Genomic DNA, 12973 nt, shown 5'->3' on the forward strand with positions numbered 1-12973 from the left:
CCGCGGTCAGGCCGAGCGGTCCCCCAGCCCGCGCGCCGCGGTCGACCACTCGTGGACCAGCTTGCGCAGGTCCAGCTCGTCCGCCGACGGCGCCTGGGGCTCGCGGGCCGGTGTCCGGCTGAACCGGGGCGCCGGGCGCGGGTGCAGCACGTCGCCGACCCGGGCGAACACCCCGCGCCCGGCGTTGTGCGGGTGGTCCGCCGCCTCGTCGAAGGTCAGCACCGGGGTCACGCACGCGTCGGTGCCCGCGTAGATCTCCGCCCATTCGTCGCGGGACTTCCGCGCCAGGGCGGCGGCGATCAGCTCCCGCAACCGGGGCCAGGCGTCCCGGTCGTCCTGGGCGGGCCAGTCCGCCGTGCCGACGCCGAGCCGGGCCACGAACTCCCGGTAGAAGTCGGGTTCGAGAGCTCCGACCGCCAGGTAGCGCCCGTCCGCGCACCGGTAGGTGTCGTAGAACGGCGCGCCCGAGTCCAGGTAGTTGGTGCCCGGGTCGTCGCTGTAGCGTCCGGCCGCCCGCAGACCCTGGATCTTCGCGGTCAGCAGCGCCACCCCGTCGACCATCGCGGCGTCGACCACCTGGCCACGCCCCGAGGACCGCGCCTCCAGCACCGCGCACACGATGCCGAACGCCGCGACCAGCGCCCCGCCCGCGTAGTCGCCGAGCAGGTTGATCGGCGGCCGCGGAGCCTCGCCGGCCCGCGCCATCGCGTACAGCGCACCGGTCTGCGCCACGTAGTTGATGTCGTGACCCGCCTCGCGCGCGAGCGGTCCGGTCTGGCCGTAGCCGGTCAGACGCGCGTAGACGATCGCCGGATTGCGCCGCAGCAGCACCTCCGGTCCGAGCCCGAGGCGTTCGGCCACCCCGGGCCGGAAACCCTCGATGAACACGTCCGCGGCGCCGGCCAGGCGCAGCACGTCCTCGACACCCTCAGCACTCTTCAGATCCGCCGCGACCGCCCCGACACCCCGGTTGGCGAGGTCGTGCTCGGGGCGCAGCCCGTCGGTCTGGCCGAGGGCGCGGGCGCGCCGGTTCGGCGGACGCGTGACCCGCACGACCTCCGCGCCCATGTCCGCCAGGAGCATGCTCGCGAACGGCGTCGGCCCCATCCCGGCAAGCGCGACGACGCGCACCCCGGACAGGGGGCCGCCGACCGGGGCGTCCCCACCACCGGTGTGCAGCCCACCCACCAGGCTGCCCTCACCACCGGCGCGCGGCCCGCCCACCGGAGCGTCCTCACCACCGGTGCCGTCCTCGCGACGGGTGTGCGGTTGGGGCGTCATCGTCTGCTCCCTCGCGGTGTCGTCCTGCGTCAAAGCGCCATGCTCGTGCATGAAATATAATATTGTCAACCGCTTTACCAGGGCTTCCTGTCTTGACATATGAAATTTCATGCACGATCGTTCCTCCTGTCGGGCGGCTCCGCCCGCTCCCCCACCCCCAACACCGTGAGAGGTGTCCAATGACGGCCACCGAAGGTAGCGTGCCGGCCCGGACGATGCGGCGTATCGCGATCGCCAGCGGTACCGGCACGGTCATCGAGTACTACGACTTCTTCGTCTTCGCGACCGCGGCCGCCCTGGTCTTCCCCAAGGTGTTCTTCCCCGCCCTGGGCTCGGCGGCCGGCACCGTCGCCTCGTTCGCCACGCTCGGCGTCGCGTTCGTGGCCCGCCCGCTCGGGTCGATCCTCTTCGGACACTTCGGCGACCGGCTCGGCCGCAAGCGGACCCTGGTCACCACGTTGCTCATCATGGGAGTGGCGACCGCGCTGGTCGGGCTGATGCCGACCGCGAACCAGGTCGGGGTGGCGGCCCCGATCCTCGTCGTGGCGCTGCGGGTCCTGCAGGGACTCGCCCTCGGCGGCGAGTGGACGGGCGCGACGCTGATGGCGGCGGAGAGCGCTCCGCGGTCGCGGCGCGGCTTCTGGTCGATGTTCGGCTCACTGGGCGGCTCGATCGGTTTCGTGCTGGCGAGCGCGACGTTCCTGGTGACCGGGGCGACCATGAGCGAGCACGCGTTCGCCAGTTACGGCTGGCGCATCCCGTTCCTGGCGAGTTTCATCCTGGTGGCGGTCGGGCTGTTCGTCCGGCTCGCGGTGGACGAGACGCCGGTGTTCAAGGGCGAGGTCGCGCGGGGCGGCACCTCCGGCGCCCCGTTCGTGGAGGCCCTCAAGAGCCAGCCCCGCGAGATCGTCTTCGCGTCGGGCGTCCTGGTGATGGTGTTCGCGTTCTACTACCTGGCCGTCGGGTACCTCATCAACTACGGCACCGCCGTGCTGAAGCTGAGCCGCCCCACGGTCCTGTCGATCGGCATCGTTTCCGGCGCGGTGTTCGGGATCGCGATCGTGCTGGGCGCGGCGATCTCGGACCGGGTCGGCCGACGGCGCATCATCCTGGCCGGGAACGCCGTCGCGCTGGTGTGGGCCCTGGTGCTGTTCCCCATCCTGGACAACGCTTCGGCGGTCACGTTCGCCCTGGGTTCCTGCGTGACCACCTTCATCGCCGGGTTCGCCTACGGCCCGGTGGGCGCGTTCATGCCGGAGCTCTTCCGCACGCGGTACCGCTACAGCGCGACCGGCTTCACCTACAACGTGGCCGGCGTCCTCGGCGGCGCGGTGCCCCCGCTCGTCGCGGCCGCCATCACGGCGTCCTTCGGGGGATGGGCATTCGGCCTGTTCCTCGCCGTGCTCTGCCTGATCAGCCTGGGATGCACCCTCGCCCTGCGCGAGACCCGGCACGCCGAGATGGACCAGCCGGCCGAGAAGGTGGCCCTGAAGTAGTCCGGCGGCGGCACCCACCCGGCGACGGCCCGGTGGGTGCCGCAGCACTCCCGCGACAGCCGCCCAGCTGATCAGCTCGGCTACAACGACACACTTTCCGGTCGGGGCACTGGCGGCACAGCTGGGTCTCGAGGAGCGACTCGGGTTCGCTCCTGCTCCACCGGATGCTGACGGCGACGCTGCCTGATGAGGGTGCCGAACCGGTGCCCGACGATCGGAGACCGGCGTCAAGCGGCATCGCGCACGGACTCCAGCGCAGCGATGCCCGCCGAAGTCACGAGGGCGCGGACCCGCTGCCCGACACGTCCTGGGTGCGCCGGTGCCACCAGGCCGCGACGGGCCAGCAGGTGCGCGGTGTACTGATCGCAGCACGGCAGCCCGTCGAAGAACATGTCGGGTTCACTGCTCAGGACCATCTCGGCCCGGCCGGTGGCGGCCGCTCGCAGCATGGCGAGCGCCCGGCGGCTCAGGGCCTCGTCCTGGCGTGTTCCCGGGCTCATGCTCGCCTCCGCTTCGATCGCCGCACAGAAGCATTTTGTATATTTTATACAGATGACGATGGGGGTCAACCCTGGCCCGGCACCCGTGGCCGACATCGCACTGTCCCGGGGGCGCGGACGCTTGCCGGCCCGGCCCGGCGTGGTTCACGGCGACCGCGGCGCAGTCGCCCCGGTCGCCGTGATCACGGCAGCGGTTCGCGACCCGCGCTCAGCCCTTGCTCAAGTTCTTCGTGAAGAACTCGGCCAGCTTCTCGACGGCCTGGGTGACGTACGGTTCCTTGTCGTACAGATCGACGTGGCTGGCGCCCTCGATCTGGACGAGCTCCGCGTTGTCACCTGCCCGCGACACCGCGTCCTCACTGACCGGCAACGTCATCGCCCTGGTGCCGGCGATCATCAGCAGCGGGCGCGGCGCGATCTTGTCCACATCGCGGTACGCCGTGAACTGCGCCAGCTTGTCGGCGCTGCGGACCGCGATCGTGTTCGTGGCCCGTGGGTGCTGGGCACGAGGGGTCTTGTAGTAGTCGACGAACTCGGCGATCGCCTCCGGCGTCGACTCATCGGCAGCCTCGGGCAGCAGCGAGATCGTCGGCGCCTCGCCACCGGCGGCCTCCACGTTCCGGGCCTCCGCGGCCGCGTCCAGCAGCTGGTCGAAGGCCTTGTCGTCCCCGCCCGTGAGCCAGGCCGGCACGTCGGCGGCGCTGACCGTGGCCACCGCCTTCATGCGGCGGTCGGTCTGGGCGCTGTACACCACGTAACCACCCGACCCGCAGATGCCCAGAATGCCGATCCGCGCCGGGTCGACGTCGTCCCGGGTGGTCAGGTACGACACCGCGTTGCGGAAGTCGTCCGCGCGCTGGATGGGGTCTTCCAGGCCATGCGGCTCCCCCTCGCTCTCCCCCTGGTAAGCCGCGTCGAACGCCAGGGTCACGAAGCCGTGCTCGGCCAGCCGGCGGGCGTAGAGCCCGGCGGCCTGTTCCTTGACCCCCGTGGTCGGGTGACCGACCACGACGGCCGGCCGCCGCTCCGGCGTCGCGGTGTCAGGCGTGTAGACGTGCCCGGCCACCATCAGGCCGTTGCTGGGAAAACGCACATCGGTCTTCATGGCTGAAGTCACCTCCGGGTGACGGGTCTGGGATCTCGTGCGGGTGCCGCTTCGCAGCACCCGTGATTCCAACGGTCCCGGATCCGGCTGCACGGGAGAAGGACCAACGTCATCCCAGGAGAGAACCGTCCCCCCTCCACGGCAGGAGGCGCGGACAACATCGCGTATTGAGTATGATGTATTGCAGGTGCGTTACCATCGACGAGGTGCGGATGCCGGTCGCCGGACGGGAGTGACGATGACGGAGAACGTGATGCCGATGCGCGGACGAGGGGCGGCCAGGCAGCAACTGCCCGAGGAAGTGGCTTCGTACGTGCGGGAGCTGATCATCTCGGGCGAGGTGCGGCCGGGCGAGTTCCTCCGGCTCGAGCCCATCGCGGAAGCCGTCGGAGTGAGCAACACCCCGGTGCGGGAGGGTCTGCTGTCACTGCGCAGCGAGGGGTTCGTCGAACTGGTCCCGCGCCGCGGGTTCGTGGTCGCGCCGTTCAGCGAACAGGACGTGCGGGACCTGTTCTGGACGCAGGCGCAGCTCGCCGGCGAGCTGACCGCCCGCGCCGCTCGCACGATCACCGCGGACGGGCTGGCGCGTTTGGAGGCCAACGTCGACGAGTTCATGAAGGCGATCGCCGACGGACGCGAGGACCGGGTGGCCGAAATCGGTCACCAGTTCCACCGGGAGATCAACCTCGCGGCCGACTCGCACCGCCTGGCCAGGTTGCTGAACTCCGTGGTCAAGCACCTGCCGAACCGCTTCTACGCCGAGATCGAAGGCACCGTGACGGGTAGCCAGGAGGCCCATCCGCTCATCCTCGAGGCCATTCGCAAGCGCGCCGCGCGGAAAGCGCAGTCGCTGATGGCCGAGCACATCCTCGACAGCGGCGAACACCTGGTCGAGATGCTGCGCAAGCGCGGGGTGTGGGCCGAGACCTCCAGCGCCTGATCCGGCCACGGGTACAGCACCCGGCCGGGCGCCCCCGGCCGTGCCGATGGGTCACTCCGGCAGCCCGGCCGTGAGGTGCCGCGCGTCCGCGGCCCAGGACGCCAGGATCCGCAAGCCGTCGTGTGACGGGGTGCCGGGTTCGGCCGTCCAGACGACGAGTTGCTGGTCGGGGTCGGTCGTGCAGGTCAGCGTGTCCCAATCCAGGGTGAGTTCACCGGCCACCGGGTGCCGCATGAGCTTCGTGCCCACGGTCCGCGTGGCCACGTGGTGCCCGGCCCACCACCGGCGGAACTGTTCGTCCCGCACCGCGAGTTCACCGACGAGCTCGGCGAGCTGCGGGTCGTTCGGATGCCGCGCGGCCTCCATCCGCACCTGCGCGACGCACATGGACGCGACGTCCTCCCACCGCGGGTACAGCGCGCGCAGGGACGGTTCGGTGAACACCAGACGCAGGTAGTTGCGCCGTTTCGCGGGGATGCTCGAGAAGTCCATGACCAGGGCGGCCGCCATCGGGTTCCAGGCCAGGATGTCCATGCGGCGCCCGAGGACCACCGCCGGCGTGGTGGGCAGGTCCTCGAGCAGGCGCCGCAGCTGGGGCTCCACCTTCTGCGCACTGCGGCGGCGCGGCCGGGCCGCATCCTTTCCCGCGAGTTCGAACATGTAGGCGCGCTCGTCGTCGCCCAGCTGCAGTACGCGCCCGAGGGCGTCCAGCACCGGCACCGACGCCTGGATCCGGCCCTGCTCGAGCCGGCTGTAGTAGTCGACGCTGATCGACGCCAGGTGTGCAACCTCCTCACGGCGCAGTCCCCGCACCCGGCGGTTGCCGCCGGCGGGCAGCCCCACCGCCCGCGGCGTCAGGTCCGCACGGCGCGCTTTGAGGAACTCGCCCAGCTGGCTCGCCCGAGGATTCCGTGGCATGTCGTCCAGTGTGGCGGATGCGAAGGCGCCACGGGAGGGAAGAACCTCTCCCCCGTTCGACTGTCCCACTCAACAGACCCGGGAATACTTAATATTTTTGGTATCATCCGAGTGAAGTCGACAGCGGGAGGCAGCGGTGACACCAGGGGAAACCGTTCGACGCGAGCACGTGCGGTTCGCCGGGCACCAGGGCGTCACGCTGGCCGCCGATCGCTGGGCCCCGTCGGGAGCCGAGCGGCGGACGGTGCTCCTGCTGCCCGGCGGCGGACAGACCCGGCGGTCCTGGAGCCGGACGGCGGAGCGACTCGCCGCCGAGGGCTGGCCGGCCCTCGGCATGGACGCGCGCGGCCACGGCGACAGCGAATGGTCCCCCGCCGGCGCGTACCGGCTGGACGATTTCGTCGCCGATCTGCACGCCGTGGTGGACCAGCTGGGCGCGCCTCCGGTGGTCGTCGGCGCCTCGCTGGGCGGCCGGACCGCGCTGGCGGCCGAGGGCGAAAGCCCCGGGTTGCTCGCCGGCCTGGTGCTGGTGGACATCACCCACCGGGTCGACCGGACCGGCCAGGCACGAGTGCGCAGGTTCCTGGAGAGCGCGCCGAACGGTTTCGGCTCGCTCGACGAGGCCGCGGCCGCGGTCGACGCGTACCGGCCGCGACCGGGCACCCGCCGCAATCTCGACGGCCTCCGGAAGAACCTCCGCCGGCGGGCGGACGGTCGCTGGTACTGGCACTGGGATCCCGGGTTCCTCGCCTTCGCCGCGGACGCCCGCAACTCCGACGAAACGCGCCTGACGCGGGCCGCCCGGCACGTCACCATCCCCACCCTCCTCGTCCGGGGCCGGCACTCGGACATGGTGCCCCGGGCCGCGGCGGCCGAACTGCTCGAGCTGATCCCCTCGGCCGAACTCGTCGAGGTCGCCGCGGGACACATGATCGCGGGCGACGACAACGACGTCTTCACCGAGCGCCTGTGCGAATTCCTCGCCGGGCGTGTGCCGTAGACCGCTCAGACTTTCCGCGTTTAGTATACATAATATACAATCTGACAGGACGGCATCATCAGTCCTGCACCCGAACACGAGGTCACCGCAGTGAGCGCAGCGAACCCGAGCAGCACCCCGAACCCCGCCCCGCTCGCCGGACTGCGGATAGTGGAACTGTCGAGCTACGTGGCGACGCCCCTGTGCGGAATGACGCTCGCCCAGCTGGGCGCCGACGTGATCCGGGTGGAGCCGCTCGGCGGCGCGGCCGACCGGACCCGGCTGCCGTTGGCGCCGACCGGCACGAGCCTCTACTGGACCGGCCTGAACAAGGGCAAGCGGGCGATCGCGGTGAACCTGTCCGCACCGGCCGGCAAGGATCTCGTCGCCCGCCTGGCGGCCGAACGCGGAATCGTGCTCACGAACTCCGAACGGGTCGTGCCACCGGCGGACCTGCGCGCGCGACGTCCCGACCTCATCCACGTCCTGCTCACCGGACGCCAGGACGGTGGTCCGGCCGTCGACTACACCGTCAACGCCGAGTGCGGGTTCCCGCTGGCCACCGGCCCCGCGGGCGGCGACTCGCCGGTGAACCACCTGCTGCCCGCCTGGGACGTCGCGGCCGGGCTGTACCTGGCGGTCGGCCTGCTCAGCGCGGTCCGCGAACACGCGCGGACCGGCCGGCCGCAGAACGTGCGCGTCGCGCTGGAGGACGTGGCCCTCGGCGTCACGGGCAACCTGGGCTACCTCGCCCAGGCCCAGATCACCGGCGAAGCACGCGAGCCGGACGGCAACTTCGTGTACGGCACCTTCGGCAAGGACTTCGTCACCGCGGACGGCATCCGGGTCATGGTCGTCGCGCTCACCCCACGGCACTGGCGCGACCTGGTCGCCATGACCGAATCGGCCGAGGTGATCAAGGCGATCGAGACCGCCCGGTCGGCCGATTTCGACGACGAGGGCGACCGGTACCGCCATCGGCACCTCCTGGCGGCGGTGCTGGGCGACTGGTTCGCGACGCGCCCCTACGCGGAGGTGGCAGCCGCCTTGAGCGAGACCCGCGTCGTGTGGTCGCGGTTCCGAAGGTTCACCGAACTCGCCGAGTCCGGCCTCCTGCGCGACAACCCCCTGTTCAACGAGCTGGACCAGCCGGGCGTGGGGCGCCATCTCGCTCCGGGATCGCCGCTGGTCGTCGGGGGCGGCCGGGCGCCGGCGGTGCCCGCGCCCGCGGTCGGCGAGCACACCCACGAGCTGCTGCGCGAGGAGATCGGGCTGGGCGAGCGCGACCTCGACCGGCTCGTCCGCGAAGGCGTCATCGAACCGCGCGGCGCCTGAGCCGGCCCGGCGCGAGCACGGGCCGGGCCGGGCGGGTCAGGCGATCAACAGTGCGGCCAGCGTCGCCGCGGGCATCGCCGGATCGTCCTCGACGATGGCCCGCAGCAGCGCCTCGCTGCGCTCAGCGCCCAGGGCCGACAGCGTGAGATCCCGGAACTTGGCGTCGAGGTCGTGCTGCGACATCGGGTTCTCGGCCGTGCCGAGCGGGCTGTCGACGAACAGGTTCTCCCGGGTGCGGTCGGTGTAGGTGACGGTGATGTCGGCGACCCACTTACCGCGGTGGGCCGCATCGAGGTCCGGCCGCGGGGTGATGTGGACGCGCCGGGCGAGCTTGTCCACCTCGCTGCCGTCGGACAGGCCGAGCCGTCCCGCCAGGAAGTCGTGGTGGGTGGTGAAGCCGTTGCCCCGGCCGAGCACCGCGAGGGCGAACTGGAACGGCAGGCTGTACTGCAGGTTTTCGATGGTCTGCGGGGCGTACGCGTGCGCGTTCCGGTCGCCGACGATGATGTTCCCGCCGGTCTGGATCCCCAGTTCGACGGTGTCGATCTCCGCGGCGCGGTCCGCCAGCCGGCGCGCGCCGTCGATGTAGGCGTGGTTGATGCCGCAGCAGCAGTACGGCTTGATCCAGATGCGGGTGATCTCGAACGGCCGGTCCGGGGAAAACGCGGCGGCGGCATCCTCTCCCGCCGAACGCCCGGCAAAAGTGCGGTAGAAGCCCTTGCCACCGCTGAGGAACTCCGCGGGACCGGTGATGCCCGCCTCGGCCATCTCCGCCGAGCGGATGCCGTTGCGGGTACCGATGCCGGCGTGCACCCGCTTCACGGACCCCCCGGACGAGGTGTACTCGGTGGTTCCGGCGCAGTGGCTCATCGCGATCGACAACGCGTGGAGGATCCGATCGCGGTCGAAGCCGCGCATCTTCGCGACCACGGCGGCGGCACCGAACGCGGAGAGCACCGCGTGCGGGTGGAACCCGCGCTCCAGCAGGTCCGGCGCGGCGAGCACACCGAGCCGGGTGTAGACCTCGTACCCGGCGACGATGCCCAGCAGCACCTCGCGCATCGTCGCGCCGATCTCCTCCCCCACGGCCAGCGCGGTGGGCACCACGCAGCTGCCGGGGTGGCTCGAGCTCGCGCGGTGGGCGTCGTCGTACTCGAAGCCGTGACCGAACGAGGCGTTGACGAACGCCGCGTCGGCGGCGCTCATCCGGTCACCGGCGACGGTCACCCGGGCCGACCCGGGCGCGTGCGACGCACGCGTGAGCCGCAGGACCGTCTGGCTCCAGGGCAGCGCGGCGCAACCCACCTGAACGGCCAGCTGGTCCTGCAGGAGCCGCCGCGCGCCGCGGACCGCTTCGGCCGGGAGCGTTTCGTAGCGCAGCTCGTCGACCAGGTGCACCACGGCTGCTTCGAGCGGCGGGGTTTCCGGCATGAGCTTCTCACTTTCCTTCGCAGCGCACCATGCGCTGGTGCCGTGACGTACCGATGTGTGAATGAGCTACCGGGGCGGGCGCACGCAGTCCATGAGCGTGCTGACGTCCGCCACCGCCTCCAGTCCGAGGACCGCGTCGACCACGGCCGCCACGTTCGATTCGGGCAGGACACCGCCGGCGTTGTGCCGGAACTTGGCGACCAGGTCCTCGGTCGTCATCCGCGTGGCGGGGTCGGGTGACGGCACGCCCTTGGGGTAGCTGCGCTCTCCGACGAACGTCTGCCCGCGCGCGGTGACCTCGACCCGGGACGGGCGCGCCGCGGGGTGGCCGCTGATCGCCGAGACGTAGTCCGCGTGCGGCTCGTAGGACACCTTCTCCATCAGTTCGAGGACCGACCGGCTGTGCACCAGTTCCGGGTCCAGCCAGTCCCTGCCCGGCGGTACCCGGTGCGCCCCCACCGCGAGCCCGTGCGCGATGCTGAACTCGGCGTCCCGGGGTTCGGCGATCGTGCGGTTGAGCCACACCGGCTGCTGCACGAACGGCTCCCCCCACGTCTTGATGGAGTCGATCTCCTCCGGCGCGAGGTCGTGGGTCTCGACGATCTCGCGCAGCGCGTCGAGCGGGGCGTGCAGGATCCGGCAGTGGGGGTACGGTTTGTAGGCCTGTTCGGTGACGAACTTCCAGTCGCTGCCCAGACCTGCCGTGATCCGCTCGGGTTCCCAGCGGGTGGTGCCGATGAAGCGCGGCCAGCCGAACTCCGCGTCATCGAGGATCCGCAGGTCACCTCGGTGCCCGAACTCGGCCAGGTGCGCGGCGGTCAACGCCGTCTGCGGAAGGGTCCCCGCGAGCATGTACTTGATCGTCGTGCTCGGCGTGTGCATCATCCACGCCCGCATGGCGTTGACCGGGGCGATACTGGCCGCGATGCCCAGTGCGTGCCCCAGCGTCTCCTCGGACAGTCCCTGCACCATCGCGACCGCGGCGGTCGCGCCGAACACGGTGCTGCTGTACCCGTAGACCGGCGGGATCGTCACCTCGCCGTCCTTGATGTCGCGCAGGTAGTCGGTCGCCTTGCCAATCCGGTACGACATCTCGTGCGCCACGGCCAGTGCCGCGATCAGGTCCTTCCCCGGCTTGTGGCCCGCTTCGGCCACGGCCAGGGCACCGGGCACCACGTACGGGGTGACGTGGCCCGGCGGGACGACGGCGTCCATGTCGAGGGCGTTGACGAGGTCGGCGTTGGCGAACGCGGCACCGAAGATCGAGACCTTGCCGGAGGCACCGATCAACGTTGCGTCGCCGCTCGCGCCGCCGAGCAGCGACGCGAACTCCACAGCCTTGCGCGCACCGGGTTCGGCCACCGCGGCCAGCGCGCATCCGAGCGAGTCCAGCAGGATCCGCTTGCACTCCTCGACCACGTCGTCCGGCAAGGCCGCGAACCCACTTCGGCTGCTGAACTCGGCCAGGCGCTCGACGAGGGACTGGGACATCGCTTCTCCGTTCTCATATTAATATATTTTATGTAAACCCAACCCGCGGTAACTGTCAAGGGATGGTGGCCGTCGGCGGATCCGCGAGCCGGAACCACTCCGCCACCGGTGACTCACGGCGACGACAACGCCCCCAGCGGGACTCGCCGGGGATCCGCGACGCACACCGTGGCGTCGGCCGCTCTTGTCGTTGAAATATATTTTACTTAGTATTGCTGATGAGCGTCGAACTTCTCAGCGGAGCGAGGTCCACCATGCAGCACAAGCCGCTCACGGGCATCAGGATCCTGGAGATCGGCGGGTACATCTCCCTTCCCTACGGCACCTCACTCCTGTGCGCGCTCGGAGCCGAGGTCGTCAAGGTCGAGAAACCGGGAGACGGCGAGGACTTCCGGCGCCGGGACAACAACCGCAGCGTGTACTTCATCCAGGTGAACGCGGGCAAGCGCAGCCTGGCCGTCGACCTGAAGCGCCCAGAAGGTGTGGCGCTGGTGAAGAAGCTGATCCCGCGGTTCGACGTGGTCCTGGAAAACATGCGGCCCGGCAAGCTGGCCGCGCTCGGGCTCGGGCCGGATGACTGCCGTGCCCTGCGGCCGGACCTGGTCTACGGATCGGTGACCGGGTTCGGCAGCGGCGGGCCGCTCGCCTCGCGCCCGGCCTACGACACGATCGGCCACGCCTTCGGGGGCCTCTACTCCCTGTTCAGCGATGCCGGGAACTACCAGCTCGCGGGTGGGCTCTGCGCCGACCTCGTCACCGGTCTCGCCACCGCGACGGGCGTGCTCGCCGCCCTGGTCGGTCGCGCTTCGTCGGGCGCCGGACAACACGTCGAGACCTCGATCATGGAGGCGGTCAGCACGCTGACCACCGACGCCATCACGCAGTACTTCGAGACCGGGACCGACCCGGACCGGCAGAGCAGGCATCCGCAGGCCCAGAACTTCTGCGTCCAGACCGCCTCGGGCGAGTTCCTCGCGCTCCACCTGTCGTCGTCGCAGAAGTTCTGGCGGTCGCTGTGCGCCGCGATGAGCCGGCCGGACCTCCCCGAGGACCCGCGGTTCGCCGAGTTCCGCCACCGCGAGCGGAACTACTTCGAGCTGGTGAAGATCGTGGAGGCCGAGTTCGCCACGAAACCGAAGGACGAGTGGGAGAAGCGGCTCGCCGAGTTCGACGTCCCGTTCGCGCCGGTGCTGACCATGTCCGGCTACATCGAGCACCCGCAGGTGAAATGGCTCGATCTGATCGAGCCGGAGCGGAACGGGGTATCGCTGGTCCGGCCACCCTGGCGGTTCGAGGGGTCCCGCCCCGAGCGCGGTGGCGACGCCCCCCGCGTCGGGCAGCACAGCCGCGAGGTCGCGTCCGAGATCTGTGACGACGCCGAGCTCGACGAGCTCGTCGCGGCCGGCGTGCTGTACGTGGAATCCTGAGGCGGGGCGGAGAGCTTCCTCGATACTCGCCCGCCCTGCGCGGCACCCGCCTCCAGCTCGGGCCGCGGCT

11 protein-coding genes are annotated in these 12973 nt (G+C 70.8%); 5 read left to right on the plus strand and 6 right to left on the minus strand.

Annotated features, from left to right (window positions below):
- Window positions 1-6: 6 nt before the first annotated feature.
- On the minus strand, window positions 7-1281 hold the full coding sequence (locus FHX46_RS16370; protein ID WP_167115476.1) for a CaiB/BaiF CoA transferase family protein: 1275 nt from the start codon (window positions 1279-1281) through the stop codon (window positions 7-9).
- A gap of 179 nt (window positions 1282-1460) precedes the next feature.
- On the opposite strand from FHX46_RS16370, the gene FHX46_RS16375 reads away from it, so the two are divergent.
- A complete protein-coding gene (locus FHX46_RS16375; protein ID WP_167115479.1) occupies window positions 1461-2777 on the plus strand; it encodes an MFS transporter in 1317 nt (438 codons plus the stop codon).
- Window positions 2778-3004: 227 nt separating this feature from the next.
- Here FHX46_RS16375 and FHX46_RS16380 read toward each other — a convergent pair whose 3' ends face one another.
- Together FHX46_RS16380 and FHX46_RS16385 are read right to left on the minus strand one after the other, a co-directional pair.
- Window positions 3005-3277, minus strand: a complete 273-nt coding sequence (locus tag FHX46_RS16380) for a hypothetical protein (RefSeq protein ID WP_167115482.1) — start codon at window positions 3275-3277, stop codon at window positions 3005-3007.
- Window positions 3278-3485: 208 nt separating this feature from the next.
- Window positions 3486-4382 carry an alpha/beta hydrolase gene (locus FHX46_RS16385; protein ID WP_167115485.1) on the minus strand — a complete coding sequence of 299 codons (897 nt, stop codon included), beginning with the start codon at window positions 4380-4382 and terminating at the stop codon, window positions 3486-3488.
- Window positions 4383-4620: 238 nt separating this feature from the next.
- Here FHX46_RS16385 and FHX46_RS16390 point away from each other — a divergent pair, with 238 nt between their 5' ends.
- The gene (locus FHX46_RS16390) at window positions 4621-5322 is read left to right on the plus strand and encodes a GntR family transcriptional regulator (RefSeq protein ID WP_208400166.1); all 702 of its coding nucleotides are present in this window, start codon (window positions 4621-4623) and stop codon (window positions 5320-5322) included.
- Between the two features lie 51 nt (window positions 5323-5373).
- On the opposite strand, the gene FHX46_RS16395 is transcribed toward FHX46_RS16390, so the two are convergent.
- Window positions 5374-6240 carry a helix-turn-helix domain-containing protein gene (locus tag FHX46_RS16395; RefSeq protein WP_167115488.1) on the minus strand — a complete coding sequence of 289 codons (867 nt, stop codon included), beginning with the start codon at window positions 6238-6240 and terminating at the stop codon, window positions 5374-5376.
- A 136-nt stretch (window positions 6241-6376) separates the two neighbouring features.
- On the opposite strand from FHX46_RS16395, the gene FHX46_RS16400 reads away from it, so the two are divergent.
- Window positions 6377-7240 carry an alpha/beta fold hydrolase gene (locus FHX46_RS16400; protein ID WP_313886158.1) on the plus strand — a complete coding sequence of 288 codons (864 nt, stop codon included), beginning with the start codon at window positions 6377-6379 and terminating at the stop codon, window positions 7238-7240.
- 90 nt (window positions 7241-7330) lie between these two features.
- Entirely contained in the window at window positions 7331-8554 is a 1224-nt protein-coding gene (locus FHX46_RS16405) for a CoA transferase (RefSeq protein WP_313886159.1), read from the plus strand.
- Between the two features lie 36 nt (window positions 8555-8590).
- Here the strand turns inward: FHX46_RS16405 and FHX46_RS16410 are convergent, their stop codons facing one another.
- Window positions 8591-9985 carry an MmgE/PrpD family protein gene (locus tag FHX46_RS16410; RefSeq protein WP_167115491.1) on the minus strand — a complete coding sequence of 465 codons (1395 nt, stop codon included), beginning with the start codon at window positions 9983-9985 and terminating at the stop codon, window positions 8591-8593.
- 66 nt (window positions 9986-10051) lie between these two features.
- Window positions 10052-11476, minus strand: coding sequence for an MmgE/PrpD family protein (locus FHX46_RS16415; RefSeq protein WP_167115494.1), 1425 nt, complete (start codon window positions 11474-11476; stop codon window positions 10052-10054).
- Between the two features lie 218 nt (window positions 11477-11694).
- Here FHX46_RS16415 and FHX46_RS16420 point away from each other — a divergent pair, with 218 nt between their 5' ends.
- Window positions 11695-12903, plus strand: coding sequence for a CaiB/BaiF CoA transferase family protein (locus FHX46_RS16420; protein WP_208400167.1), 1209 nt, complete (start codon window positions 11695-11697; stop codon window positions 12901-12903).
- Window positions 12904-12973 lie beyond the last annotated feature (70 nt).

Origin of the sequence: Amycolatopsis viridis, from assembly GCF_011758765.1 — a bacterium.
Taxonomy (GTDB): domain Bacteria; phylum Actinomycetota; class Actinomycetes; order Mycobacteriales; family Pseudonocardiaceae; genus Amycolatopsis_E; species Amycolatopsis_E viridis.